Below are 26,028 nucleotides of genomic sequence, written 5' to 3' on the forward strand. Positions count from 1 at the left end.
GCCTTAGGCCGGCACGGGAGCGAACGCGCCGCAGTACTCGGCCCAGTCCGCGTTCATGCCGTCCGCGCCGGGCGGCATCACCTGGTACATCGTGGGGTCCCCCTTCGAGCCGGCGAGCTTGCGCTCAACGGAGATCTCCACGGAGGCGGAGAAGAACAGCACTTCCACCTCGACCACCAGCGAGGCCCGGCCAATCAGCTTGCCGGTCTCGAAGTGGTAGACCAGCGACAGCTCAAGGGTGATCGACGCACTGATCAGCCCCAGCACGTCCACCTCCCCGCGGATCCGGAAATACGCGGCGAGCAGGCCCTTGTCCGCCTCAAGCCGGAGGTAGACGCCGACGGCGATGGACACCGATCCGGACGCCACGCCCAGGTCCACCGACAGGCAGGCGCACGCCTCGAGTCCCAGTTCCAGAAGAACCAGGCCCTTCGGCGACGCCCGCAGCACCAGCCACCCGCCGCCGCCGATGCACATCACGGTGAGCCGGAACGGTGCGTCCTTGGAGCAGAAGTTGAAGCCCACCGTCAGCGCGTCGCCGAGGAACGGGACCCGGGCGTCGGCGCCGAGCGAGATGTTCTCGAGGCTGAACACCCCGACGGACACGTTCGGCAGCGTCAGGTCGAAGCCGGCTGTCACTCCGGACGGGGCCACGTCCACGTAGGGCGGGTCGGAGAACCCGTCGAACGGGATGAGTTCGCGCAGCCGGTCAACGAATGACAGCGGCCCGAGGAAGCCGATGCCCCCGAACACCACGTCCACCTCGGGTTTGCCGGCGGAGCCGGCGTGGAACCCGATCCGCCGGAACATCAGCTTCATCAGGCCCGAGGCGCCGTCGCCGATCAGGTTCAGGTCGAAGTCGACGATCTCCGCCACGATGTCCACCGCTGGTGGCGTGCTCGCCGATGCCCGCACCTCGACGTCCACGTGCAGGGCGTGTTCGTCCTTGGGCTGGAAGATGTTGGGGACTCCCGGCAGGCCCCAGGGCTTGATCGCCGGGCGCCAGCGCAGCTGGGCGGTGACCTGTCCGCCGGCTGCCCCCTGCAGCAGCTGCGCCAGGCCGGCGGCGTCCTTGGCGAGTCCGGTGAGGGTCTTCAGCGCCTGCACCGGCTTTTCGAGGGCCGACCGGACGGCGGCGGGAACCCCCGGCACACCAATGGCGTCCAGCAGTGGCTGCAGTTCCCCGGCGAGGGTGACGGCGGCAGTGCTGACGGCGTCCGGGTTTCCCGGCAGGCCCCGGACGGCGGTGATGAGCGCGTCGAGGCGCGCTTCCAGCGCCGCGGTCCGCGCGTCGAGCCGGTCCTTGGCGCGCCGGGCGACGGCCCGCGCGCCGTCGTGGGTTGCGTCCGTGACTTCGCTGGCCAGACGGGTGCCGGCGTCGTCCAGCGCATTCCGTAGGCGCTGTGCCTCGGTGAGCAGCCTGGTCACGGCGTCCAGGGCGTCGGAAACAAAAGCCGGGGCCTCGTCGAAGTCGGCCACCTTGAGCAGGTCCAGCAGGCTGAAGAGGCCGAACAGCTTGGGCATGGCACCGGACAGGAACGACGCCGGATCGAACGTGCCGGCGTCGAACGGCGAGGGCGCGTTGCCGCTTTCGCCGATCGCGCCGAGGGCGCGGGAGATCCCCCGGACGGACAGGTTGGGCGCGATGAAGCCGCCTGCCCGGTCGGAACCGGTGGTGAAATCGACGGCGGCGGGCGGGCTTTTCAGGGCGAGGACCAGCTCCCCGGCGTTAGGCGTCCCTGGCACCGGTTTGTCGTCAGGGCCCCGTGCGGGCAGGCCGTCGGCGAGGTAGGGCTTGGCGAAGACAAGGTCGACCGCCGGCGCCTGCGGGGCCAGGTGCCGCATCGAGGGCACCACGGCACGCGCTTCGGTCAGGAACGGCCGCGACGTGACGTTCGCCTGGTCGATCTCCCCGTCGAAGACAAGGTGCGCGACGTCCACCGAGGTATCCCCGGCCTTCACCGGCGGGGCAACCGCGAGCGCCTGGCCGCGCCCCTGGATCTGCCGCACCGGGAAGTACCGTGGGGACGCAACCTCGGCGTGGAAGATGAAGGTCTGCGGTCCGTCCCTCCCGGCCTGGACGAACACCAGCGGCGCCGCCCAGCTGCATGTCCGGCCGCCGCGGTCAACAGTGGTCAGCGTAAACGGGAACGGAACTCCGTTGCGGGTGGGCACAAACGGCTGCTGGTCCCCGGGCGGCTTGTCGATGTCCGGCGTGACCAGCGGACTGACCGTGACCTGGCCAAACGGGTTGTCCCTGTCTGCGGGTCGATAGGTGCGCGTCGGCTGGCGCACGATGATGAACCACCGCTGCCACAGGTAGGCGACTGGCCGGTCGCGGTGCTTGATCTCGCGCTCGGTGATCTTCACCAGGAAGCAGCGGTGCCCGAACGGGAAGAGGATCCCGGGATAGGCCACCCGGACGTACCCGTCGCGGCCCATAAACGCCTGGTGGCGGTAGTCGACGATGTTCGAGGGGAACTCCCACGACTGCTTCCAGTCGAACCACGCGCCCAGGCTGGAGAGCGACAGGTTGCTGACCAGCAGCGGCGTGTTGGCGTTGGCCGGGTCCCCGCCACTGGTCTGGTCAACGATCGCGGTGCGGTCGAACGGGATGAGCGGCTGGTCGAAACCCGGCGCCGGCAGCTCGCTGTCGCGGGTCCAGAGGGCGCGGACGATGCGCTGGTCCGCGTCGCCGTCGTCCGTTCCGGTGTCCGTGCGGACCGTCAGGTGCGTGCGCCACAGTTCGGCGCGGCCGGCCGGGCCCAAGGGCGTGGTGGAGTGCCGAAAGGCGCCGAGCCTGCTGGGCGAGACGATGAGGCGGTAGGGGGCCTCGATGGCCGTCTCCAGGTCTCCGGGCTTGTGGATGCCGCGGTACCCGGCCTCCCCGGCCGGCGTCGCGTTCGGTGAGACCCGCAGGGTGAGGCCCCGGAGGGCCTCCAGCACCTTTTCCAGCGTGTACGGGATGCGGGTACCTTCGGGGACCTCGTAGACGAGGCGGCTCGGACCGGCCGCGACGTGGCCCGACGGCCGGGGCGGCTGCGCGGGAGGGGGCGGCGGAGCGCCGGCCTGCCAGACTTCCTCCCCCACGTGCTGGGGCGGGAAATGCACTATCAGGGACGCGTCCGGACCCGCAACCAGTTCCGCGCCGCCGTCGGTGGGCTCGATGGTGCAGCCCGGCGCCTCGAGCCGCAGGTCGATGAGGTCATGCGTGCGCAGCAGGCGGACGTCGACTGGTGGATCTTCACCCCGTGGCGCCATCAGACGGACACCGTCCGGGGCGTGACAGTCAGCCGGATGCCGGCGTTCGCGCCCAGCAGTTCCCGGGAGAACTCGGGAACGCCGATGCGCCCGCGCCAGAACCTGGGCGTGGCTTCCGTGTCTGCGATGAAGTCCTTGTCTTCGGGGTTCCAGTCCCTGATGGCTGAGGGAACCGTGCTCGTCCAGGCGGCCCAGGCCCGGGGCAGCCCGCCGTCGGGGCCGGGCGGTTCGATGTCCACCAGCAGGGCATCCATCCAGTCCTCGGTCTGCTCCATGTGGTCGTCGAAGAAGAACCTCCCCTGCCGTTCCTTGATGGACATGAGCCGCAGCTTGAGCGCATGCCGCAGCCGGGGCACCTCCTTGCCGGCGACCCGCGGCCGGGGCGCATGGGAGGACAGGAAGGTGGTCAGCAGCGGCACGGGAGTATCTATCGGGTTCCCTTCCTTCCAGTGCTCAATCTGGACGGGGCAGAAGTGGGCGGCGCTCTGTTCGTGGACCAGCACGGGCAGCCCGCGGATCGCCAGGCCCACGTCGAGCTGGAACTCGATGTCGCTGGGGGCGTCGCGGCCTACGGTGAACCCCGTCAGCTCGACCTCGATCTTGAGGTCGCCGAAGAGGAACCGCTGCAGGTTCTGGTATCCCTCTTCGGAGTTGACGATGCCGTAGCGGCCGCTGTGGCTGCGGTGCACCACGGCCAGGGGCGCACCCCGGACGGCAGCGTTTTCGATCTGCACCAGGCCGTCGCTGCGGGCCCCCACCGCCTTTGACGACAGGCCGAAAGCCACGTCATAGTCCTCGGGGTTGGACCCCACCAGGCAGAACAGCTCATCCACCGGGAACCCGTCGTCGGGCATGCTGGTTCCGCTGAAGTCCTCGCGGGTCCGTTGGCCCCGCAGTGCCGGCGCGGTGAGGTATTCATACATACGGTCCGGCCCGAAGATGTCCGCGCCCTGGAACCCGGTGGCGTCGCGGATGCGCTCCAGCAGGCCAAACCCGACCGCGAAGCTGATCCCGCCGTGCGGGGTGGCATAGGTGAACACCCGGGCCACGTAGTTGGCGCCGGCGGCCGGGTCGATCGCACCGCCGGCCGCGGCCAGCTGTTCAGGGATGACGCGCTGCAGGAGCGAACGGCAGATCAGGCCGCCCATGGAATGGGCCACGAGGAAGACCTTGGGCGCTCCGGTCTTCTCCAGGACCAGCTTGATGAGGTCGAACAGATCCGCGGCCGCCCGTTCGAAGGAGAAATTCTCCGGATCCTCCGAGAACGTTGCGGCGGCGTCGTCATAGAACCGGTGGATCCAGACCGACGCCGCATTCACCGAGCCGGCGTCGACGCTCTGGAGGTACGCCCACTGGTCGCCGTGCACGGGAACCTCGTATTTGTGGTCGGTGATCAGGCGCAGCATCGGCGACTCGAACTGATGGAACTTCGCCCGGCCGCTGCTGTCGGCCCGGACGTGCACCGATCCCTGGCTGAAACCGTAGAACGGGTCATCCACCGCACTGTTGATCGCGGAGCCGTTGCCAGCGAACCCGCGGACGTAGATAACCGGGAGCCTGCCGTCGTCGCCGGGATTGCCCATCTCGCAGCCCTCTTTCAGTAACTGGGCGCCCCCGCACCCACAAGGGACCAGGGGCGCACTTGTGCGGGAAGTAGAGCACCCTCGGCGTTACTGCGGTGTTACTGCCGCTGATAACGCAGCAGTAACGGCTCGGCCGCTCTACTGGGTCAAGGAGCCGCCGCACCGAAGGAGCACGCCATGACCAAGACCGTCCCCCAGCCGCACTGTGACGTCCGGCCGCAAACAAGGCCGCTGCTCCGGCCGGACCTCTCCCCCGCCAGGGACCGCCTTATACGCCTGCTGCGGCTGAAATGGGTCAACGGCACGGTGCTGCACTATTGGTTCGATGACGGCCCTGCGCCGCAGAAGGAAGCGGTGCGGAAAGCCTTCAAGGAGTGGAAGGACCTGGGGATCGGCCTGGTTTTCACGGAGGTGGCGGACCGCAGCGAATCCGAAGTGCGGATCGCCTTTGACCAGGCGGACGGCTCGTGGTCCTACGTGGGACGCGACGTCCTGAGCATCAGCGCCAACGAGCCCACCATGAACTTCGGCTGGGACCTGACCGATGACTACGGCCGGACCACGGCCCTGCACGAGATCGGCCACACCCTGGGCATGCCGCACGAGCACCAGAACCCGTTCGCCGGCATCGTCTGGGACGAGCCCAAGGTATATGCCTACTTCACCGGCGCCCCCAACCACTGGACGCCCGAGCAGACGCTGCACAACGTCCTGCGCAAGATCGACGTCAGCGAAGTGGAAGGGTCCCCCTGGGATCCGGATTCGGTGATGGAGTACTGGTTCCCCGCGGGGCTGATCACGGAGCCTGCGCGGTTCAAGACCGGCCTCAACCCGCCCGGCGGGCTGTCCGACGCCGACAAGGAGTGGGTGCGCAGGTTCTTCCCGACCCTGGAGCCCACTGTGCCCGTCCTCCTGCCGTTCCAGTCGGTTCCGCTGTCGCTGTCCCCGGGCGGCCAGGCGGACTTCTCCATCCAGCCGCAGGCCTCGCGCAAATACGAGATCGCCACTTTTGGCACGTCAGATACCGTTATGGTGCTCTTCGAGGAGATCAACGGCGAGCTGCGCTTTGTGGCCGGCGACGACGACAGCGGCGAGGACCGGAACTCCCGCGTCACCGCGAAACTCTTCCAGGGCCGCAACTATGTGGTGCGGGTCCGCCTGTACTGGGCGGGCGAATCGGGCCAGACAGCCGTTATGTACTGGTAGCAGCGGCAAGGCCCAATCTTGAGCAAACCTTATGCCTAACCACGCTGATTCCTGATTCTCGTACTGGACCATCAAGGCAGCCGGGGTGCAAGCCAGCAGAGGCAACCGGCTGGGACAAAAGGTGGAATGCCATGGCACACGGGGACGGTCAGCCAGGAAGCGCCGGCGACGGCACCGATTCCGGCGCGCCGTCCCAGACCCAGGGCACCCTGGTCATCCGCACGTGGTGGGAACCGGACCACGTGCACGGCTTCCGTGCCAGGGTCACGTCCCAGCTTCCGGAGGCCGGGCAAACAACGGTCACGACCGCGGATCCTGAAGAGGTCCTGGCTGTGGTGCGCCACTGGCTCCTCTCCCGGCCGGGAACCGACAATCAGTAGGCGTCGCCAGGCCGTGACGACTGGCTCTCCCGGACCTCGTTGACGAGGCGGAGGATGGCGTCCGACGGCGTCAGGCCCATCTCCTCCTGCAACTTCGTCCGGTACTTCCCGAAGGCACGCAGCGCGGCGACGGCATTGCCTTGCCGGCTTTCGGACTGGATCAGCAGTGCCACGGCGCTTTCGTAGAGGGGCTCCACCTCCAGGGCAGCCTGGGATGCTTCCAGGGCAGTCTCATAATCACCGCGGGCCAGGGATTCACGGGCGATGATGTTAAACGCGTGGAGCCGCTCCTGGCTCAGCCTGCCCTGTTCAAACAGCACCCAGTCCTCGTACCAGCCCGGGAGCAGTTCGGCGTCCCGGAGCAGGGCCAGGCAGGAGGCAACGTTTCCGTTAAGCCCGGATTGGCCCAACGCCCGGATCCCCGCCCGGACGCGGTGGAGGTCCACGTCCACCTGGCCGTTCAGCGACAGCACGGCGCCGTCATTGACCAGAAGGCCCGGCAGCTGCCGGGACACCAGGTGCACGCTGACGCGCAGGCTCTCCAGGGCGCGTGCCTCGGCCTTGTCCGGCCACAGGAGGCCCACGAGGAAGCTCCGCGGGCGGGGGCCGGTAATCGCCAGGGCAGTAATCAGCCGCTGCTGCCGGGCCGCGACATGCACGACGTCGGCATCACGGCTGAGTTGCCAGGTTTGAAGCAGGCGCAACTGAAAATGGCCATAGCCGTCTTCGCCCATGGGTTCCCCCCAATTCAGTCTGGGTCTGATGAGCTGGAACTTATGTAGCAATGACGATCCGCAGTTTGACGTGGCATGTCAATGACATTCTGCCCGTGTCGTATGCGGGAGCCGCTTCAACCGATCCGCTGTGGGGGCCGTAACGCCCGGATAACGGCCCCGGGCTAATGTCCGAAGCATGGGCCAGAACCAGGAACTCCACGGCGCCGGATATTCTCCCGACTTCCTCGGTGAACGTCTGGGACCGCCGGCGATCGGCGACGCGCTTCAGGACGACACCGTCCAGCTCAACGGTTCCGTCATCATCCCGTACACCCACTTCTCGCTTGCCGTGAGCAAGTCGCGGCGGTTCGCGCGGTGGGTGGCCTGGAATATTGACGGCGGCAACCTCAAGAGGGTCAGCCGCAAGGGCATCTCCTTCGTCAAGGATCCCCGGATCCCGGCACCGTTCCAGAACGGCGACGAGCTCTACAGCGGCAACCGGCTGGACCGCGGACACCTCGCCCGGCGCGCCGACCTTGTCTGGGGCGACCTGCCCGAGGCGGAGAGCGCCAACAACGACTCGTTCTTCTTCACCAACATCGCCCCGCACATGGACGACTTCAACCAAAGCAGCAAAAACGGAGTCTGGGGGCAGCTCGAGGAAGCGGTCTTCGCCGACGTCGACGTGCAGGATCTGAAGATCAGCGTTTTTGGCGGGCCCGTCTTCCAGGACAATGACCGCGAATACCGGGGAGTCCGGCTGCCGCGGGAGTACTGGAAAATCCTTGCCTATGTGGAGCAGGGCGTGTTCAAGAGCGACGCCTTCCTGCTGACCCAGAACCTTAACCCGTTCGAGGCGCTGGACCTGGATGAGTTCCGGGCCTTCCAGGTCAGCACTGCAGAGCTGGAGGCACGGACCGGGCTGCAGTTTGCAGACGCGCTGCGGGGCGCGGATGCTTTCGAGCCGCTCCCCGCGCCCGGCGACCGTGAGCCCCTCAGCTCCCCGGCCGATATCCAGTGGTGAGCCCCGCCGTCGTCCATTCCTTCAGCCACGCACCCTTTCAGTCATCAACCCCGTCCGGGGGGATCGCCGTACCTCCGCGGCAGCCGCTGAACGTGGCGTTCGGGCACGACGCGTCGAAGCCCATGCCAAACCGGGCGAAAGCTTCCCACGCTGCGCGCCGGACAGCGGCGTACTCCTCTTCGGTGAGCCGCCCGGTGCCCTTCATGGACCTGAAGGCGCGGAGCACGGCGTCGCGTGCTGTCAGGAAGGACGGATTCTTCGGAGTCAGCTTGAGGCCGTCCACGACGGCCTGCCACGCGAGCCGGTAGCCGCGCTCCGTGCTGCCGAGAACTGCGCCGACGCCGCGGGTCAGCTGCATCAGGGCTGCGCACCAGATCTCGCCGACGTCGTGCACCTCCTGGTAGGAAAGGTCGGCGTTCGCCGGGCCCGCCACCTGCCCGGTCCCCTTGCCGATATCGCCGAAGGTCCCGGGGTAGTGCGCGTCGTAGGGCCGTTGCCGGATTCCGGACTCCCGCCCCGTCACCCAGCTTCCCGTGACCAGGCGCTCGCTGGTACCCGGGAAGTTGTTGATGGTCAGGGCGAAGAAATCGCTCCACCCCTCCCCCATGGACACAGACTGGTCTTCGTCCAGGCCTTCGGCGTCCAGCATGCCGCCCACCAGCCGGTTGCTCACGCCGTGGACGTACTCGTGGAACACCACGTCGGAGTCGTTGGCGGTGTGGCGGCCGGTGGAGGTCACCAGGCCCATGTTCATCAGGCCGGCCACCCCGTCGGCGCGGGTGCTCATGTTGGCCGTGCCGACTACGCGGCCCGGGTGGGCGAGTGCGTCGACGGGGTCTGCGCCCCGTCCCAGCCCGCTGGGGTTAATGGCCTGGAAATTCCCGGCCTCCTCAGTGAAGCCAAGCATCAGGAAAAAGTCGTGCATGTAGTTGCAGAAGAAGAAGATGTTGGTGATGAACTGCTCCGGGCTCTCAGGTGCGGGGGCGAAAACGCCGCCGCTGGCCGCCGCGGTGATCTCGAACGGTTTCCTGGTGGTCCCGTTGAGGGCACGAACATTGTTGCCCACCGTGGCCAGCTTCCCGTTCACCGTGCCCGTCCAGGGTCCGAAGGCCGGGAAGCCGGCCGGCGGTTCGATGGGGTATTCGGCTGCAGGCAGGGGGAAGGCAACTTCGCGGAAGTCGGTCTGGGCGGGGTTGCGTGTGAAGACGCGGCCGCCCACGGCGTGGCTGGTGGAGTCGTAGAAGTACAGGATTTCGGGGGCTTCGAGGTCCTTGGTGCGCCCATCGGCTTCCACGAAGGCCTTGTACTGGACGATCAGGTCCTCGCGGGAGATTGTGAAGAACCAGGTGAGCCGGAAGCTGCCGCCCATGTCCAGGTACACGAGCCGGGCCGGAATGTCTTCCGCGAAGGCTCCCCGGCTGAACGTCATGGGCCGGGACGGCAGGGGCTGGAAGGACAGCCGCCTGAAGTCTGCCTCGGCAACATCGAGCTGCGGCAGTTCGTCGTCGCCAAAGGTTCCCCTCAGGGTCCGGGCCTTGGCTGCTTCCCGGACGGCCACCAGCAGGGCCGCTTCTGCTGCGACTGCGGGTTTGGCCGGAAGGTCCGCGGGCACGCTGACCGTATCCCCGACCAGCCGGTCCACAGCGCCGTCGCTGTGCAGCCAGACCTTCGGCGACATGGACCACACCTCGATGCCGTTGGACACCTGCTGCAGGCTGACCACCCGCAGTCCTTCCGACGTGGTGGTGATGGTGGGATCCGCCTCGAACTCGGGCGGGACCTCCGCCTCGAACCCGACGGCTTCCGCCACGGACATGGCGTACGACTTGGCCCTGGCTATGAACTCCGGCTCGGAAGGTTCCGCCCCGGCTTCCAAACCGGGTGCATGGGCTGCCCTCAGTTCCGAACGGTGCCCCGTGAAGCGGTTCACCTTGCCGGGTCCGCCGCCGGGTTCCCCGTCGGCCCCGGGCGCAGCCCTGCCGGCGCTTTCCCGCGGAGGACGTGCTGCGTCACCCCCGGCGAAGCGGTCGTGGTCCATGTTGCGTCGATCAATGATCTTGCCCATGACGGTGGTCCTCTCGTGCTTGTTCAGAGTCCTGCGAATGTCAGGGCCGCCACGGTGACGGCGCGGGCGATCGCTGCGGCGTATTCGGTGTTGTGGTCGGCGTCGTCGAGCGTGTCCCCGGGGAGGTGGTACTGCCGTGTGCCGGTGGCGGGTGAGGTGTCGGCGAAGAAGTTCTCGGAGACGGCAACCGCCGCCCAGCCGCGTTCGTGGAAGCTCGCGTGGTCGCTGCGGCCGGCGGCCGGGTCCGCGCTCCCGGTGAGCCTCTGGACCTCCAGGCCAGGCTCAATCGCTGCCGCTGCCTCAGCCAGCCGGTCGCCCAGGGCGTTGGAAGCGGCCGCCACGGGGCCCGGCACGGCCGTACCGGCATGGATTTCCACCCTCCGGGCACCGTCATGCAGGCCGGCGATCATGTCCATCTGGAGCACGGCGGCGATGGTGTCGCCGTTGGCGGCCGCAGCACGCGCGTAGTATTTGCTGCCGATGAGGCCCTGCTCCTCGGCGTTGAACAGGACGAAGCGGACGGTCCGCGCCGGCGTCCTGCCCGCCGCCACCATGGTGCTGAGGCACGCTGCCGCCGCCAAAACCGCGGCCGTTCCGCTTCCGTCGTCGTCGGCCCCCGGGGCCGGGTCGGTGCCGGGATCGTAGGGACGGGGCCTGCCGGCCGGATCGGCGAATTCGCCGTATGCCGCCGTTGAATCGAGATGGGCCGTGACCAGGACGGACCCGTCTGATCCTTCGACCCGGTGTTCGGCCTCCACGTTGGCGAGGCGGTGCCCGCGCCAGGTGAAGGGCTGCAGCGTGACGGTGAAGCCCAGGCGTTGGAACTGTGCCGCCAGGGCATCCACAACCACCATGTTCCCGGGGTTCGAGACGTCGCGGCTGGTGACCACCCCCGGTTCTCCATCAACCAGCGGGGCAGCCCCGGAGAGCCGTGCTGTGTGCCCGCGGATCGCGGACGACGTGACTGCGGCGCGGACGGCGTCGACGGTTTCGGGCAACGGCACAGCCGGCGCAAGACCGTCGCGGGAGAACCCGGCGGCGAGCGCCCCGCCGTCGAGTACCCCGGGACTGGGGAGCAGGACGGGGTCGGGAAGCAGGCGTTCGGTGTGGCCGTGGCGCGCACCGGGGATATGCAGTTCCTCCAGCGGGGTGCCGGCAGGGGCCGCAATGTAGACGCCGCCGGGAGCCGGACCGAGGGAAACCACGGTCTGCGTCAGCCCGGTCAGCCCGCCCGCCATGAAAGCAAAGGCCGCCGCAGCGCGTGCCTGGCCGCCGGCCGGCCCTCCCGCGGGTGCTGCTGCAGGTGCCGGCGCCCCTGGAATGCCCGACGGCGGCGGGCCGGGCCTGTCGTCCCGCACCAGGAACGCAACGGTATCGTCCACCGGAGCTTGCCGGTCCACGGCGAAGCCGGCGTCCAGCAGGTGCTCCACGCCGGAGGCCGTAGTCATGGCGAGGACAAGCCGGGCTGAAGGGATGTGCACGGGGACAACCTCGGCGGCGTTGGCCACCACCCCGAGGTCCGTGAGGCTCCGGTCATCGGGAAGACTGATGCGGATCCACAGGACCGGGCGTCCTTCGACGGCCGCTCCGGCAAAGACGGGATGCGGAGCAGTGCGGAGCCCCGCCTCGCGGGCAAACGCCCGCTCGTCCGGATCTTCACCGACGAAAACACAGTCTTCCGCGTCAGCGCCCGCAGCGGCCACGGCGGTGTCGAAGATCGCTCGTGAATCCTTCGGTCCCCAGCGGATCAGCGCGCCGTCGGTGAACTGCCCCGGGAACGCCGCACCAAGGGCAGTTGCAGCGTGTGCCCGGGCCCGCTCACCCGGGCCGGGGTTCGAAATGATCCCCAGGTCTGAGCCGGCGAGCGCGGTGAGGACCTCGTGGACGCGTGGCCGCGGCCGGAAGGTCAGCGAGCCGTCGGGGGCAGCGCTCACATCCGCGAGGGTTGCCCCGATATCGAAGTAGACGGTGGCCATCTCCGTACCTTCCCGACCCGGACCCGGCTAGGCCCGGGCGACGTAGACCCCGGCTTCGCCAAAGCCGACGATGTCTGCCTTGCCGCCCCCGGTTACGTCCGCCACGAAGCGGGGATGCCGTTCGATCCGCCAGCCGCCGGCGGGGTTCGCGTAGCCGAAGTGCGTGTCAATGAGGCCGGGGGCTTCGAAAGCACCGCCGCCCAGGTTCCGGGAGACATAGACTCCAGCTTCGCCGAAGCCCACGATGTCCGGCAGGCCGTCACCGGTGGTGTCAGCCAGGAGGCGGGGATGCCGCTCGACGCGCCAGCCACCGGCCACGTAGCCAAAGTCGGCCACAGCCAGCGTCACTGGGCCGTAGCTGCCGTCCGCCTGGGCAAGGGAGACATAGGCTCCGGCCTCCCCGAAGCCCAGGATGTCTGCCCGCCCGTCACCGGTCAGGTCCGCCACGAACCGTGGGTGCTTCTCCACCCGCCAGCCGCCGGCAACATAGCCAAAGTTGTTCACGACCAGCCGCAGGGCGTCGTAGCTGCCGTCCGCCTGCGCACGGGAGATGTACACCCCGGCCTCGCCGAAGCCCACAATGTCGGCCCGGCCGTCCCCGGTGGTATCGGCCAGGAACCGCGGGTGCTTCTCCACCCGCCAGCCGCCGGCCACGTAGCCGAAGTCGTTCACCACCAGCCGCAGGGCGTCGTAGCTGCCGTCCGCCTGTGCCCGCGAAACATAGACTCCTGCATTGCCGAAGCCCACGATGTCCGCCCGGCCGTCCCCGGTGGTATCGGCCAGGAACCGCGGATGGTTCTCCACCCGCCAGCCCCCGGCCACATAGGCGAAGTTGTCCACTACCCGCCGCAGCGCATCAAAAGTGCCGTCGGCCTGCGCGCGGGAGACGTAGACGCCGGCGTCCCCGAAGCCCACGATGTCCGCCCGGCCGTCCCCGGTGGTATCGGCCAGGAACCGCGGATGTTTCTCCACCCGCCACCCGCCGGCCACGTAGCCGAAGTTGTTCACGGCAAGGTGGGGAACCTCAAAGCGCCCGTCGGCCTGGGCACGGGAAAGGTAGACGCCGGCCTCCCCGAAGCCCACGATGTCCGCCCGGCCGTCCGCCGTCGTGTCGGCCAGAATGCGCGGATGGCGGCCCACCTGCCAGCCGCCCGCGGAGGCTCCGTAGTTGCGGACCAGCAGCTGCGGGGACCAGCCCAGATGGGCCGGGGTGTAGCCGCAGAGGGTGAAGGTGTTGCCCTTCATGAGGCAGGGGACGCCGCCGCCGGAAGCACAGTTTTCGCAGTTGCCGTTCTTGGTCCCGTACCGGCCCCAGCTTCCGCCGCAGGTGCAGCCGCTGACCGCGTACTCGTCGGGGCAGCCGAAGATGTGTCCGGTTTCGTGGGCGAAGACCCTGTCGATGTTGTCAGGGCCCCAGCCGTCGTTGTTGTAGTCCATGACGATCCGCGGGCCGCCGATGGACGCGTAGGCGAAGTGCCCGAGCGGGTACTTGGTGAAGAAGCCGCAGTACGTCCACCGGGTGCCAAAGCGGGTCCGCAGGTCCTCCACGTAGGCGGTGACGCCGCTCCAGTCGGCGCTGTAGCCGATGGCGCCCATGGCCGGATTCCGCCACAGGCCCTCCAGGTCGGCGCTGGCCGGGTCCGCGGGTGTGGCCAGTGTGACGTTCTGGATGTCATACGCAAAGCTGATGCCCGCGATCGGGTTGGTCGTGGCGAAGTACCCCAGGCCGTTCTGGACCTCAGCCACCACCTTCAGGACCTCTGCGTCCGAAAACCGCAGCGCCGCCGTCGGGCCCTGGACGATCACTATGCCCACCGCAACGGTTCCCTCCAGGTAACTGCTGGTGGGCGCGGCGGCGAAGGCCAGGCTGTCGGCTCCGGCGTCCGCCTCCCCTGCCGGCACGACGTCGGTGCAGCCCGTCATGTCCCAGGGCTCACCCTGCCGGGGACGGTTCTCCTTCGCGGTCCGGAACTCCTGCGAGTCGCGCAGGCGCAGCGCGTCCAGGCCCAGCCGCTCCGTCTCGGTGAGGTCCTCCGGCGGCGCGTCAGGCGCCAGGCCGTTCCGCAGCGGCCCGCCCCCTTCCGGCACCACGGCGATCCGGATCCGCCCGTACTGGTGGATCGGCGGATTCGGATCCGCACCGCTCCTCAGCCCCGGGAAATCGTCCAGGACGGCCTGTTCGCTGACATTCAAATCTCCAGACATTGCCCTCTCCTCACCCAGGCGTACAGCAAGGACTATGCACCGCGGGGCGTTACTGCAGTGTTATTGACGGTGCCTGGGTTCGTCCGGCCAGTCAGGGGGTTCCCGCCCGGCGGCGTCCCACGGCAGGCCGTCGCCGGGACGCGTCTTGGGTTCGCGGCGGGACAGCCAGGCGTCCACAAACAGGCGCTCGGTGGAGGTGAATCCTGCCGCCACATCCGCCGGAATGTCACCGGGGTACCAGTTGGTTCCGGGGACTGCGCTGGGCGGAGTACCTTGTGCCGGCACCAGGACTATCGCTATCCGCGGCGGCAGCCACTGAAGGACGACGGCGTGCTGGCGCACCTGCTCGAGCCGGCTGCCTGCGGCGTCGTCTGTTTCCAGCACCACGAGGGCTTCGACAAATTCCTGTGGCTTATGCCTCTCCGGACGGCGGGCCATCGCGCCGCTAGATCCTGGATCCGTGCGGTTTTCCCCCGACACCGTCCAAAACTCCCCGGGCCTGCCGGTCCACGAGTCCGGTCAAGAGCTGCTGTGATGCCCCGAACAGGATGGCCCAGGCCAGGATCTGGGGCGCCGAATCCAGCGCACTCAGTCCCGGCACGAACCCGCCGCCCATCAGGACCAGGCCCAGGACGGCGGTCAGTGCACCGGTGGGAAGCTTGAGGACGGTCAGGGCAATCGGCAGGCTGAACGGGACCGGGGTTGCCTCCATCCGGTGCAGGGACGTTGCTCCGGACACCGCCGCGGCCACCAGGCCGACGAACTGGATCAGGAAGATGTCGAAGGGCATCGCCGTCCGGAGGATCACCAGGTTCTTGTCGTCCCCGTTGCCGGGGCGGTACAGCGATTCCGCGGCCGGGCAGACGATTTTATCGTCCGGGTTGAAGCACAGGGGAATGGACTGCGGGGAACTCAACCCCCAGATTCCCAATGCCACGGCGACGGAAAACAGCACGACAGTGGCCACCACCACCGCGTTCCGGAAGTTCCGCACCTTGATGTATTGCTGCCGGGAGTGCGACCGGGCCGCCGTGAGGGCTATGCCCAGGCTCTCCCTGGTGTCGATGGTGACCGGCTGGTCAAGGATCTGCTTTGACAGCGCCTCAATCCGGCGTCTCCGGGGATCCTCGGCCTCAAGGTACCGGCGGACGTCCGAGTGGATGCCCGGGAAATGCCCCTGGATGTAGTCGTCCGGTGCACGCAGCAGCAGCAGCGACTCGGCGGCGTCCAGGTTGCTGACGGCGCATTCAATGGCGGATCCGCCGAAATCGGTGAAACCGCGGTGGTTCCGGCCGCCGGCCGAGGTCTCGGCGATATCGAGGTGCCTGCTGATGCCCTCGTCGAGGACGGCGAGGAATTCGTCGTTGCTGCGGGACTGCATCCATACGGACAAGGCCCGCAGCCGGGTGGACCGCGTCAGGACCTGCTCCGCCCAGATTCGGTTCTTGTGGCGTAAGCGGCCAGGGTGGGGTGTCCCCTGCTCGGTTGGATCACTCATTCCGGTTGCCTTCCGCCGCATGGCTGACCGGGAATCCGGTCAGCCCTTCCCGAGCCCCCAGTATGGACAGGCGGCGTTACGGTGGCGTTACGGGCCGTCCTTTCCGCGGCTCACTTGGCCGGCGTGACGACCATCGCCGAACCGCCTCCGCGCCTCACGGGCTCCGCCGCGGCGGTCATTTGACCTTGAGGCCCGAACTCGATGGCGGTCGCGGCGCCGATCTCCGGCAAGGATGTGAGTCCGTCACCTGCCTTCGTGAACACGTGCCCAAGAGCCTCCAAGTCGTCCAAGTACGGGGCGTCAATGAATTCCTGTTCTGCGCTGACATTTGCTGTATTCCGCTGGGACGCACGCGGGGCAGCGAGAGCCTCGGAAACAGTCATGCCCAAATCCACCCGGTTCAGGATCGTCTGCAGGACCGTGGTGATGATGGTCGATCCGCCGGGCGAACCAAGCGCCAGGAAGGGCTTGCCTTCATCCAGGATGATGGTGGGCGACATCGACGAGCGCGGGCGTTTGCCGGGTTCAAGCCGGTTCGGGTCGGTCGGAACATACGCGGCCGAGAAGTCGGTCAGTTCGTTGTTGAGCAGGAACCCGCGGCCTGGCACAACGATGCCCGAGCCGCCGGTCTGTTCGATGGTGAGGGTGTACTCCACCACATTGCCCCACCTGTCAGCCACCGTCAGGTTGGTGGTCGAGATGTTTTCGGTGTCCGTCTCATCGGTGGGCGCCAGTGGAATCGGGCAGGCACCCATGTTCGAGGTCACGTCGCCTGCTGCGACAGGCTTGGTGGCGGCAACGTTGGGGTCGATTTCGCATGCCCGTTCCTTGCCGAACAGCGGGTCGGTGAGGTCTTCGGTGGGGACATTAACGAATGCCGGATCGCCCAAATACTTGGCCCGGTCAGCGAAGGCCAGCGCGCTCGCCTCGAGGTAGTAGTGCAGGGCACCGGCGTCGGACATCCCGGCGAGGTCGAAGGGCTCCAGGATGTTCAGTGCTTCGCCCACTGTGGTGCCGCCGCTGCTGGACGGTGCCATGCCGTACACGTCGTAGCCGCGATAGTTGACGTGAGTAGGCTCCCGGTCAATGGTCCTGTACGAGGCAAGATCCGCCGTCGTCAGGTAACCGGGAAAAGCAGGAATCGACACGGGCGTCGTCGCGGGTGGGACGGGGTCAGGAGCCATCCAGGTTGGATCCTTCGGGGGAGCCTGGACTGTGGCAGCGATCTCCGCAGCGAGCGGACCGCCGTAGAAGGCATCTTTCCCTTCCTTCGCTAGGAGCCGGTACGTCTTGGCGAGGTCGTTGTTGTGGAAGATGCTCCCGACAGCGGGAGCGTCGCCGCCGGGCAGGAAGAGATCACGGGTCGGCGTGAACGCCGAGAAGCGGACTTTGTTGTCAAGGGTCTGCTGGCGGAACGTCTCGTCCACGACAAACCCGCGGTTGGCAACCTTGATGGCAGGTTCGAGGGCCTCGGCGAGGTCCAGGGTGCCCCATCGTTCCAGTGCCCGTTCCCACGTCGCCGGCGTGCCTGGGACGCCTACGGAGACGCCGCTGGAGACAAGCTGCGCAAACGGGTATGGACTGCCCGCCGGATTTGCGGGTGTGACTGTGGCGGGGTCGATGAACGCGGTGGTCGGCATGGTGGCCGGCGCGGTTTCGCGGCCGTCGATCGTTTCAACGTCACCAGTCCTCGCGTCATAGAACACGAAGTACCCTCCGCCTCCGATCCCGGCGCTGTATGGCTCGGTCACACCCAGGGTAGCGGCCGCGGCGACGGCGGCATCCGCCGCGTTGCCTCCGTTGCGGAGCACCTCGATCGCCGCCGCAGACGCCTCGGGGTCGACGGTACTGACCGCCCCGCCGTACCCGGTGGCCGTCGGAACCTTGACTATCTCCCGGGGATCGGCGAGCGCGGGACTGGTCACCGCCCCGCCCGTCACGCTCAAAGCCAGAACCGCCGTAATGGCAGCAAATCGACGTCGTGAGGTTGGCATGGTCGCTCCCTGGTGAGGGTGGTGCGGGTTGAGGTGGGCGTCAGCCTACTCCGGCGCAGTACGACATTCAACGGTGTCCGGAAAGCCGCGGCCATGCATGCCTGGAAGCTCGCGAGGCGCCCTTCAGGCGACAGGGGCCGTGTTGCCGGGCACCGGATCATGCCTCAGGTACCGGCGGCGGAACCGTCCCGTTCCGGCGGTCAGGGCCCTTAGCTCCACGGCGTACTTCAGGAGTTCCTGGTCCGGGACCTCAGCGCTGATTTCGGTCAGGTCGGAGCCCGACGACGTGGTCCCGGTCAGCCGCCCGCGGCGGCCGGAAAGGTCACTCATCACGGCGCCCACATGCTCATCGGACACGCTGATGATCACTGACGAAACAGGTTCGAGCAGCTGGATGCGTCCTGCTGCCGCCGCCTCCCGCAGCGCCAGGGCTCCCGCAGCCTGGAACGCCGCATCCGACGAGTCCACGCTGTGCGCTTTTCCGCCCACCAGGGTCACCCTCAGGTCCACCACCGGGAAACCGGCGGAGACTCCCTTCTGCATCTGCGCCCGGACTCCCTTTTCGACGGAAGAGATGAACGTTCCGGGGATCACCCCGCCCACGGTCCTGTCCACGAATTCGAAGCCGCCGCCGCGGCTGAGGGGTTCCACTTCAATGTCGCAGATCGCGTACTGTCCATGGCCGCCGGACTGTTTGACGTGCCGCCCGTGGCCGGCGGCCGGGGCGGCAAAGGTTTCCCGAAGGGGCGTCACCACACTGACGGTGTGCAGCTTCACGCCCTGGTCACGCAGCCGGTCCAGCACCACCTCGGCATGGGCTTCCCCCATGCACCACAGGATCTGCTGGTGGGTTTCGGCGTTTCGTTCCACCCTGAGGGTAGGATCCCCGGCGGCCACCCTTCCGAGGCTTCGGGCCAGGACATCCTCGTCACTGTGGGAGTCGGCCTCGATGGCCACGGGCATCAGCGGCTCGGGGATCTCCCAGGTGGCCAGGAGCAGGGGCTGCTCGCGGCCGGAGATCGTGTCCCCGGTCTCGGCGCTCCCGAGCTTGGCCACCGCGCAGATATCCCCTGCGATGCAGCTGTGCACCGGGCGGAGGTTGGCACCCAGCGGGGAATAGAGGTGGGTGACGCGTTCGTCGGTGTCGTGGTCCTGATGGCCGCGGTCTGCCAGTCCGTGGCCGGCCACGTGCACCGGGGTGTCCGCGCGCAGCTCCCCGGAGAACACCCTGACCAGGCAGACCCGGCCCAGGAAGGGATCAATGCTGGTCCGGACAACCTCAGCCGCCAGCGGTCCCGCCGGGTCACACGACAAGGCGCCCAGTGGCGTGCCGGCGAGGTCCGTCACGTCGGGCAGGCCGCGCTCGAGTGGCGACGGGAAGGCCTTGGTCAGCACCTCCAACAGTTCGGCGGCGCCCACGCCCGTCACAGCGGACGTCGACAGGACCGGGAAAAATGAACCGCGGGCGACGGCGGTTTCCAGGTCCTCGACCAATACTGAGGTATCGATGTCCTCACCGCCCAGGTAGCGGTCCATCAGTGTCTCGTCTTCGCTTTCGGCGATGATCCCCTCGATGAGTTCGGCACGGGCAGGTTCTGATTCCGAAAGCTCGCTTGCCGTGCCTGCGCGCGGGGCGGGGCGCACCTCCCCCGGCGAGTATTCCGTGACTGTCCCCGACAGCAGTCCCAGCAGGCCGGTGACTTCACCGCCGGACCGGACCGGGACATAGAGCGGCAGCACTGAATCCCCGAACGCTGCACGGCAGGCGGCAAGGACGCCGTCGTAATCCGCGCGGGGGTGGTCCAGGCGGGTGATGGCGACGGCGCGGGGCATCCCCAGATGTTCGCACTCACTCCACAGGGCGGTGGTGGTCGCATCGACGCCGTCGACGGCCGACACGACAAACAGGACAGCGTCCGCGGCCCTGAGCCCAGCGCGGAGTTCGCCGATGAAGTCCGGATATCCTGGCGTGTCCAGGAGGTTGACCTTGGTGTCTCCGAGCAGCAGCGGGACCACTGACAGGGTGACCGACCGCTGCTGGTGGACGGCGGAGGGATCGGAGTCGCTGACGGTTGTCCCGTCCGCGATGGTGCCCTTGCGGGTAATCATGCCGTTCGCGGCGAGCAGCGCCTCGATGAGCATGGTCTTGCCGGCCCCGGAGTGGCCCACCAGCGCCACATTCCGGACCTGCGCCGGACCCTGGGCCGGGCTTCCTGCGGAGGCGTCCGACCGGCGTGCTTCCGGTCCGCCCCGGCCGGGCGTCCTCGCTGCGTCCTTCGTGCCTTTCACCGACATTGGAACCTCCTGGCGTCTTTGCCATGCCACCCGGGCCGAACGTGTTACTCGATTCGACACCCTGGCGGGCGGAACGGCAAGAGCGCCGCCGCCGAATCATGGACTGGAGGACAATTGCAGCAAAAGCCCGACGGTCCGGGCAGGTCCAAGGAGGTCCGGATGCAGGCGGTTCCGCGCATCACAGTGGAGGTACCCGTGCTGGGCGTGGGGTCAGGGCCGGCCGACTACGAGGAGCTGGGGCAGTACGTCGGTGCCCTGCGCCGGCCGAACGGGCTGCATCTGACCCTGCTGCACATTGGCGTCCTGGCGGACTTTGCCCGCGATGTCACGGAGTGGACCAAAGGCATGACCCCTGCCTCATCGGCGACGCGGGAGACGGCCCGCTGGCTGCAGGCGCTGCGTGTCCTGGACGGCTTTTCCGGAACGTCGGAAAGACTCATTGTGCTCGGCGGCGGAGGAATCTCAGGACTGGAGGTGGATGTGCCGGAGCAGGTGCATGACTACCAGGTCTCCCTGGTGCAGGAGCTGCGTGGGCTGTTGGACCGGCTGCTCGTGGACAACGTGGACGACTTCATCCTCAGTTCGCCCGCGCTGGGCTTCAGGTACCCGCACTGGGTGCCGCACGTTGCCGTGGGCCGGCCACGGTCACGGTCCCGCGAGCCAATCGGCATTCCGCCGGTCACTGTCACCTTCGGTGCATCGCGGATTAGGAACGGGCAGTTCCTGCCGGAGGCCGGCTGAGGTCCCCGGCTCCCGGGCCGCCCGGCATGGGCGGGGCGATTCTGGCGCAGCACTGCCCGGGAGTGTCGTTGCCCAGCACCCGTTCCTCGGAATCGCCGCATCCGGACGCTGCGCCCCGGAGGAAGGCGCCGTTCATCGTGCAGACTGTCTCCGGATACTTGGCGGCCAGCCGGTGGAAGGGGCAGTTCACGAGTGTCAGGCCTCCGGAGCCGTCCGGTTCAGGCTGGTAGCCCTCGGCGGCAAGGAAGGTTTCCAGCGTTCCGTTTCCCGCAGCGGCCGAGCGGCCGGCTTCACGGGACGTGGCCAGGAGTGCTTCGTGGACGGGCGTGCCGCCCGCTGACGAGGATTCGATTGCCGCAGCCAGCAGCTCCCCGGCGAGATCGTAGTTACGGTCGGGCACAAAGGCCCCAACCTCGGACTCAGCGGTCCTATACAGCTTGGCGGGCCGTCCCGATCCCGGACCGGCCTTACCTGCGGGTTTGTGGAACTCAACCGACAGGAGCCCGTCCTTCACCAGCCGGTCAAGGTGGAACGACGCCGTGCTCCTGGGCAGGTCCACGGCCAGTGCCGCCTCGTCCCGGCCAACGGCCCCGTCCGACGACGACACGACTTCAAACAGCTGTCGGCGCTTTTCATCACCCAGGGATGCGACGGCGGCCAGCCGGCCGGGCCACGGAAGCCTGCGCATGGAAGCCTCTTTTCTAAAAACAAGAACCGTTGATTAATCATTCTAGCGGTTCTAAAATAGTGCTACCCACTTTTAGAAGGAGATCACCATGAAAGCCACCGCTGCGGAGAGGGCGAACGGACGGATCCTGGCTGCGGAGCCGGACCGTCAGGCATTCCTCCTGCTTCGCACCGTCTTTACCGTTGCCCCTGTCCTTTTCGGGCTGGACAAGTTCACCAACATCCTCGCCGACTGGACCGTCTACCTGGCCCCGGTGGCAACGAGCGTGGTGCCGCTTCCTGCGCAGACCATCATGTACATGGTCGGCGTGGTCGAAATTATCGCAGGCGTCCTTGTGGCGGTCCGTCCGCGCATCGGGTCCCTGGTTGTGGCTGCCTGGCTGTTGGGGATCATCATCAACCTCTTAATCCTGGGCAGCTTCCATGACGTTGCCCTCCGGGACTTCGGCCTCCTGGTTGGCGCGCTGGCCCTGAACCGGCTCGCCACGGCGAGGTCACACTAGGAGAGGTCCGGGGCCCTTGCCGGGCTTCCGACGCGGCGAAATAATGGCCGCATGGTCCGCTTCAGCGGCGTGGTGCGCGTGCGAGGGCGCAATCTTTGCCTCGACATCCCGGATGCGGCACGGAACGAGTTGATGCCCTTTGCGGACAGGGGCCGCATCCGGGTCGCCGGGCACCTTGAAGGCGCGGACTTCAGCGCAACCCTGATACCGGTCAAACCGGCCGGCCACGTGCTGTATCTCTCCGGCGGCCTTCGTGCGGCAACAGGCCTGAACGCCGGCGATTCCGTGGTTGTTGATGTCCAGCCGCAAGCAGCCGGGCAGGTCGGGGCACCGGGCGATCTCGCGTTGGCGCTCCACAAAGCGGGCACCGCGGAACGATGGAGCCAACTGCCAGCGGCGGAGCGGCGCGAACTGGTTCGTTTCATGGAGGACGCCAGGTCCCAGGCGACGCGGGCGCGAAGAATCGGCCAGGTTGTGGCCCAGCTCCAGGGCAGGCCCGTCGTCCCACCGGGGCAGCCAACCGCCAGGCCCCTGTGGACATGTCCCACCTGTGGCCAGGCGTTCGTCACCCGGAACATGAACCACTCCTGCGGCCTGCACACCCTGGAGGAGCCGTTCCAGCGGAAGCCGCCCGACATCCGCCGGCTCTTCGACCTTGTCCGACAGGCAGTTGAAGCCCTGGGTCCGGTCACACTGGTGCCCTACAAGGACCGGGTCGCCTTTATGGTCAAGGTGCGCTTTGCCGGGGCCAGGCCCGCGAACACGTGGCTGGATGTGGAGTTCTGGCTCACGCGAAGGATTGACTCTCCACGGTTCAGGAAGGTTGAAACGCTAACTCCCTACACGCACATCCACACCGTCCGCCTGACCGGACCCGCCGACGTTGACGACGAGCTGGCAGGCTGGCTGCGGGAGGCCTATGAGGTGGGCTGCCAGCATCACCTCCGGGAGCGTTAGCAACAAACCTGTGCGCCAACGCTCCAACATATCGACCGGTTGACCAATTTGCGTGCGGCCCTTATGGTGATGTCAGACGCGGCTGATGCCGCCTTTCGATCCCGAGGAACTTACCAATGACGCTGAACCCGGACAGTCCGCTCCACGAAATACTGGCAAACCGGGCAGCCCGGGCCATGGTGCAGAATTACCTCCCCGGAATCGTCAACTCGCCGATGCTGCACCAGCTGAAGGACCTGCCGGTGGGCCAGGTCCTCGGCATGAACGCCGCCCTCAGCAGTAACGATGATGAGCTGGCGAAACTCTGGCAACTGCTGGGCGCCGTTCCGGAGGAGGACCATCGCCGGTTGCCGCAAACGCATCACGCCGCGCCCGCCAACGACTATGAGCCCGAATCCGTGGCGCGGGGTTCCGCCGCTTTCAGTCACGCCGCCGACGTCGGATGCTGGGACATTCTCGAGGTGACCCTGGACGGTCCTGCACTGGGTAACCCGTTCACTGACGTTGAACTCACAGCCGTCTTTGTGCACGCCGGTTCCGGCGGGCGGGCAGGACAGGCTGTTGGTGGTTTCTACGACGGCGACGGTACGTACAAAGTACGGTTCATGCCTGACCGGCAAGGGGAATGGACCTTCACCACCCGCTCGAATGCCCGTTCCCTGGACGGGCTCAAGGGGGCGTTTCATTGCTCCGCCCCGGCTCCGGCCAACCATGGTCCGGTACGGGTTGCTGACCGTTTTCATTTTTCGCACGCCGATGGCACGCGCTACAGCCCCATCGGCACGACTGCCTACGCCTGGACGCACCAGCCGCAGGCCGTCCAGGAGCGCACCCTTGAGGCGTTGGCCGGGTCCCCATTCAACAAGATCCGGATGTGCGTCTTTCCCAAGTCCTATCTCTTCAACACGAACGAACCTGACCTGTTTGCCTACGAGCGCTCCGGGGATGACTGGGATTTCACCCGGTTCAACCCCGAATTCTTCCGCCAGTTCGAGCAACGGATCCGTCAGCTGGCGGAGCTGGGCATCGAAGCGGACCTCATCCTGTTCCACGCCTATGACCGGTGGGGATTTTCGGACATGGGTGCCTATGCGGATGACCTGTTCGTCTCGTACCTGGTTCGCCGGCTTTCCGCCTACCGGAATGTGTGGTGGTCTGTTGCCAACGAGTACGACCTCCTGCGTGCCAAGTCGGTTGAGGACTGGGAGCGTATCGCCGGGGTCATCACCGCCAACGATCCGTCCGGCCACCTGCTGTCCATCCACAACTGTTTCGGCTTCTACGACTACAACAGGCCATGGATCACCCACGCGAGCGTGCAGCGGATCGATGTCTACCGCACTGCTGAAAACACCGACGCCTGGCGGGAAACGTGGGGCAAGCCGGTGGTGATCGACGAGTGCGCCTACGAGGGTGACATCGACCAGGGCTGGGGCAACATCACCGGCGAAGAAATGGTGCGGCGCTTCTGGGAGGGAGCCGTCCGTGGCGGCTATGTGGGGCACGGTGAGACCTACCTCAACGACGCCGAGGAACTGTGGTGGTCCAAGGGCGGAAGCCTGGTGGGAGACAGTCCGGCCCGGATCGGGTTCCTGGCGGAGATCCTGAGGCAGGCTCCGGACGGCGTGCTGGACCCGCTGCCTGGAGATTGGGACGCTCCGCGCGGGGGCGTGCCCGGCGTCCAGGAGCTGATCTACTTCGGGTTCAACCGGCCCAGCTACCGGACCGTCTTCCTGCCGCCGGGCAAGGTATGCACCGTTGACGTCATCGACACCTGGAACATGACCATCGAGCGCCTTGACGGCCAGCGGAGCGGAATCTTCCGTGTTGAACTCCCTGCACGGCAGTACATGGCCATCCGCCTGGACATGGTCGACCGCTCCAACGACTAATTGGCGGAAGGCTCCAGGCCCACAGTGCGGAAACCGCAGTTCCCGCTCGAGGACTCCGGCGTGTTCGAGGTGCGTGCGGCGACCCGGTACCTGTTGCAGTAGGAGTCATGGCAGAGGTACGACCCGCCGCGCATGACCCTGCCCGCACCGATGGTTGGCCCCTGCGGGTTGTCCACAGGCGAGTTGCGGTAGTACTTCGGCAGGAACCAGTCGGCGCACCACTCCCAGACGTTCCCTGCGGTCTCATAGAGGCCGTATCCGTTGGGCGCGAACGACTTCACGGGAGCGGTCCCGAGGAAACCGTCCTGTGCGGTGTTTGTGCCGGGGAACGTGCCCTGCCAGATGTTGCACCTGTGCCCGCCGTCGGGCGTGAGGTCATCACCCCATGCGTAGCGTTTTCCGCGCAGGCCTCCCCTGGCCGCGAACTCCCATTCCGCTTCCGTTGGAAGCCGCCGTCCGGCCCACGAGCAATAGGCAAGCGCGTCGTGGTGCGAGACGTGGACCACCGGATGGTCCGCCACGTCCGTCCAATGGGAGTCCGCGCCGCCCGGGTGCGCCCAGTCCGCTCCCCGAACGTTGAGCCACCACGGCGCCCGATCCGCCGCGCCGAGCACGTCCTTCGCGGGAGCGTCCAGGAGCAGGTGGAAGACAGCGGACGTTCCATACTGCTCCGCTTCGGTCCGGAACCCCGTGGCAGAGACGAACGCGCCGAACATCCGGTTGGTCACCGCCGTCGCGTCAATGCGGAACGGCGGCACGCGGACTTCATGCACCGGAACTTCGCCGTCTGCCGGATAACCCTCGCCGAAGGCGTCGCCCATCTGGAAGGCGCCCCCTGCCAGCGGTACGTCGTCATGGGAGGAAGGGCCGACGGCGTCAATCACCTGCCGCTGTCCGCTTCCGGCAGTCCGGGGCGGCGCACAGCAACTGTGCGGCTCGGGACGGTCTGAGGGCTCCACGCTGTCTCCCGGAAGTAGGGGGGTCCCGCCGACTTTACCAAAACCATTCCACTTGTGCCATTGACTAAACCATTCCTATTGTGTCA

At 67.4% G+C, this 26,028-nt stretch carries 19 protein-coding genes; 7 read left to right on the forward strand and 12 right to left on the reverse strand.

Annotated features, from left to right (window positions below; translation table 11 throughout):
* Positions 1 to 3 precede the first annotated feature (3 nt).
* The gene (locus tag J2X42_RS08585) at positions 4 to 3,261 is read right to left on the reverse strand and encodes a hypothetical protein (protein WP_310164204.1); all 3,258 of its coding nucleotides are present in this window, start codon (positions 3,259 to 3,261) and stop codon (positions 4 to 6) included.
* Positions 3,261 to 4,844 (reverse strand): alpha/beta fold hydrolase, encoded by a 1,584-nt coding sequence (locus J2X42_RS08590; RefSeq protein WP_310164206.1) that lies wholly within the window; start codon positions 4,842 to 4,844, stop codon positions 3,261 to 3,263. Before J2X42_RS08590 ends, J2X42_RS08585 begins: the two co-directional genes overlap by 1 nt.
* Before the next feature lie 177 nt (positions 4,845 to 5,021).
* On the opposite strand from J2X42_RS08590, the gene J2X42_RS08595 reads away from it, so the two are divergent.
* Both J2X42_RS08595 and J2X42_RS08600 read left to right on the forward strand, forming a co-directional pair.
* Complete coding sequence (locus J2X42_RS08595; protein ID WP_310164210.1) at positions 5,022 to 6,050, forward strand: M12 family metallopeptidase; 1,029 nt, start codon at positions 5,022 to 5,024, stop codon at positions 6,048 to 6,050.
* Positions 6,051 to 6,181: 131 nt separating this feature from the next.
* Positions 6,182 to 6,430: a hypothetical protein gene (locus J2X42_RS08600; protein WP_310164214.1), complete on the forward strand. Its 249-nt coding sequence runs from the start codon at positions 6,182 to 6,184 to the stop codon at positions 6,428 to 6,430.
* Here the strand turns inward: J2X42_RS08600 and J2X42_RS08605 are convergent.
* Entirely contained in the window at positions 6,424 to 7,164 is a 741-nt protein-coding gene (locus J2X42_RS08605; protein WP_310164217.1) for a BTAD domain-containing putative transcriptional regulator, read from the reverse strand. The two genes, J2X42_RS08600 and J2X42_RS08605, sit on opposite strands and share 7 nt — an antisense overlap.
* Before the next feature lie 178 nt (positions 7,165 to 7,342).
* Between J2X42_RS08605 and J2X42_RS08610 the strand changes: the two genes are divergently transcribed.
* Complete coding sequence (locus J2X42_RS08610; protein WP_310164220.1) at positions 7,343 to 8,170, forward strand: DNA/RNA non-specific endonuclease; 828 nt, start codon at positions 7,343 to 7,345, stop codon at positions 8,168 to 8,170.
* A 37-nt stretch (positions 8,171 to 8,207) separates the two neighbouring features.
* On the opposite strand, the gene J2X42_RS08615 is transcribed toward J2X42_RS08610, so the two are convergent.
* The 7 genes from J2X42_RS08615 to J2X42_RS08645 form a co-directional block, all read right to left on the reverse strand.
* Positions 8,208 to 10,235, reverse strand: coding sequence for a M36 family metallopeptidase (locus J2X42_RS08615; protein WP_310164223.1), 2,028 nt, complete (start codon positions 10,233 to 10,235; stop codon positions 8,208 to 8,210).
* Positions 10,236 to 10,258: 23 nt separating this feature from the next.
* On the reverse strand, positions 10,259 to 12,211 hold the full coding sequence (locus J2X42_RS08620; protein WP_310164225.1) for a M20/M25/M40 family metallo-hydrolase: 1,953 nt from the start codon (positions 12,209 to 12,211) through the stop codon (positions 10,259 to 10,261).
* Between the two features lie 27 nt (positions 12,212 to 12,238).
* Positions 12,239 to 14,416, reverse strand: coding sequence for an FG-GAP-like repeat-containing protein (locus J2X42_RS08625; RefSeq protein WP_310164227.1), 2,178 nt, complete (start codon positions 14,414 to 14,416; stop codon positions 12,239 to 12,241).
* Between the two features lie 60 nt (positions 14,417 to 14,476).
* Positions 14,477 to 14,854 carry a hypothetical protein gene (locus J2X42_RS08630; RefSeq protein ID WP_310164228.1) on the reverse strand — a complete coding sequence of 126 codons (378 nt, stop codon included), beginning with the start codon at positions 14,852 to 14,854 and terminating at the stop codon, positions 14,477 to 14,479.
* A 7-nt stretch (positions 14,855 to 14,861) separates the two neighbouring features.
* A complete protein-coding gene (locus J2X42_RS08635; protein WP_310164230.1) occupies positions 14,862 to 15,914 on the reverse strand; it encodes a hypothetical protein in 1,053 nt (350 codons plus the stop codon).
* A 110-nt stretch (positions 15,915 to 16,024) separates the two neighbouring features.
* A complete protein-coding gene (locus tag J2X42_RS08640; RefSeq protein WP_310164231.1) occupies positions 16,025 to 17,908 on the reverse strand; it encodes a gamma-glutamyltransferase family protein in 1,884 nt (627 codons plus the stop codon).
* 123 nt (positions 17,909 to 18,031) lie between these two features.
* Positions 18,032 to 20,203: an elongation factor G-like protein EF-G2 gene (locus J2X42_RS08645; RefSeq protein ID WP_310164234.1), complete on the reverse strand. Its 2,172-nt coding sequence runs from the start codon at positions 20,201 to 20,203 to the stop codon at positions 18,032 to 18,034.
* Between the two features lie 159 nt (positions 20,204 to 20,362).
* Here J2X42_RS08645 and J2X42_RS08650 point away from each other — a divergent pair, with 159 nt between their 5' ends.
* On the forward strand, positions 20,363 to 20,944 hold the full coding sequence (locus J2X42_RS08650; protein ID WP_310164236.1) for a hypothetical protein: 582 nt from the start codon (positions 20,363 to 20,365) through the stop codon (positions 20,942 to 20,944).
* Here J2X42_RS08650 and J2X42_RS08655 read toward each other — a convergent pair.
* On the reverse strand, positions 20,910 to 21,632 hold the full coding sequence (locus J2X42_RS08655) for a transcriptional regulator (RefSeq protein ID WP_310164238.1): 723 nt from the start codon (positions 21,630 to 21,632) through the stop codon (positions 20,910 to 20,912). The genes J2X42_RS08650 and J2X42_RS08655 overlap by 35 nt on opposite strands.
* Before the next feature lie 88 nt (positions 21,633 to 21,720).
* On the opposite strand from J2X42_RS08655, the gene J2X42_RS08660 reads away from it, so the two are divergent.
* The 3 genes from J2X42_RS08660 (at position 21,721) to J2X42_RS08670 (ending at position 24,983) form a co-directional block, all read left to right on the forward strand.
* On the forward strand, positions 21,721 to 22,134 hold the full coding sequence (locus tag J2X42_RS08660; RefSeq protein ID WP_310164241.1) for a hypothetical protein: 414 nt from the start codon (positions 21,721 to 21,723) through the stop codon (positions 22,132 to 22,134).
* 51 nt (positions 22,135 to 22,185) lie between these two features.
* Positions 22,186 to 23,091, forward strand: coding sequence for a DUF5655 domain-containing protein (locus tag J2X42_RS08665; RefSeq protein WP_310164242.1), 906 nt, complete (start codon positions 22,186 to 22,188; stop codon positions 23,089 to 23,091).
* Between the two features lie 116 nt (positions 23,092 to 23,207).
* Complete coding sequence (locus J2X42_RS08670) at positions 23,208 to 24,983, forward strand: DUF5605 domain-containing protein (protein WP_310164245.1); 1,776 nt, start codon at positions 23,208 to 23,210, stop codon at positions 24,981 to 24,983.
* Here J2X42_RS08670 and J2X42_RS08675 read toward each other — a convergent pair.
* Positions 24,980 to 25,867: a formylglycine-generating enzyme family protein gene (locus J2X42_RS08675; protein WP_310164247.1), complete on the reverse strand. Its 888-nt coding sequence runs from the start codon at positions 25,865 to 25,867 to the stop codon at positions 24,980 to 24,982. The genes J2X42_RS08670 and J2X42_RS08675 overlap by 4 nt on opposite strands.
* Positions 25,868 to 26,028: the final 161 nt, after the last annotated feature.

Source organism: Arthrobacter sp. BE255, from assembly GCF_031457335.1.
Classification (GTDB): Bacteria; Actinomycetota; Actinomycetes; order Actinomycetales; family Micrococcaceae; genus Arthrobacter.